The organism is Terrabacter terrae (assembly GCF_039529575.1).
Taxonomy (GTDB): Bacteria; Actinomycetota; Actinomycetes; order Actinomycetales; family Dermatophilaceae; genus Terrabacter; species Terrabacter terrae.
Window position 1 is genome coordinate 1 of the sequence record NZ_BAAANB010000094.1, and the last position, 819, is coordinate 819.

Annotated in this window: 1 protein-coding gene; it reads right to left on the reverse strand. The window is 74.1% G+C overall.

The features are described from left to right. A partial coding sequence (locus tag ABD194_RS19420) for a class II fructose-bisphosphate aldolase (protein ID WP_343994552.1) occupies positions 1-660 on the reverse strand: 660 nt, incomplete at its 3' end. Positions 661-819 lie beyond the last annotated feature (159 nt).

The following is an 819-nucleotide window of genomic DNA, read 5'->3' on the forward strand; positions in this document are numbered from 1 at the left end:
CCGCACCGCGGCGACGAGCCCGTCGTCGGGCACACCGGAGGAGCCGTGGAGGACCAGCGGCACGGGCACCGAGTCGCGCAGTGCCGCAATGAGGTCCGTGTCGAGCTCCGCGGTCCGATCGGTCATCGCGTGGCTGCTCCCGACGGCGACCGCAAGCGCGTCGACGCCGGTGTCGGCGACGAACCGGGCCGCGTCCATGGGGTCGGTGCGCACCCCGGGAGCGTGCACGCCGTCCTTGCCGCCGACCTCACCGAGCTCGGCCTCGACGCTCACCCCGGCGGACCGGCACAGCTCGACGACCCGACGCGTCACCGCGCGGTTCTCGTCGTCGGGCAGGGTCGAGCCGTCGAACATCACGGACGTCATCCCGAGCCGGACGGCCTCCTCCACCAGCCCGACGTCCTCGGCGTGGTCCAGGTGCACGACGACCGGCTGGGAACAGGTGTCCGCGATGGCCAGCGTCGCGGCAGCGATCGGCGCGAGCGAGCCGTGGTAGCGCACGCAGTTCTCCGAGACCTGCATGACGACGGGCAGGCCGACGCGCTCGGCCGCAGCGGCATACGCCTCCGCGTGCTCGAGCTGGATGACGTTGAAGGCCGCTACGGCCCGTCCGGCAGCTGACGCCTCCGCCAGGACGGTCGTCAGGGGGGAGCGGCTCACAGGTGGATCTCCTCGATCTCGACGGTGGGGAGCAGTCGGTCGACGTCGGCCGGCTCGACGGCTCCGGCCACAGGCTGCAGGACGGCGGCGGCCGACCACGCCACTCCGCGGCGCAGGGCCGCTGCCCACGCGGCCAGCCCCTGCGGCAGGTCGCCGCCC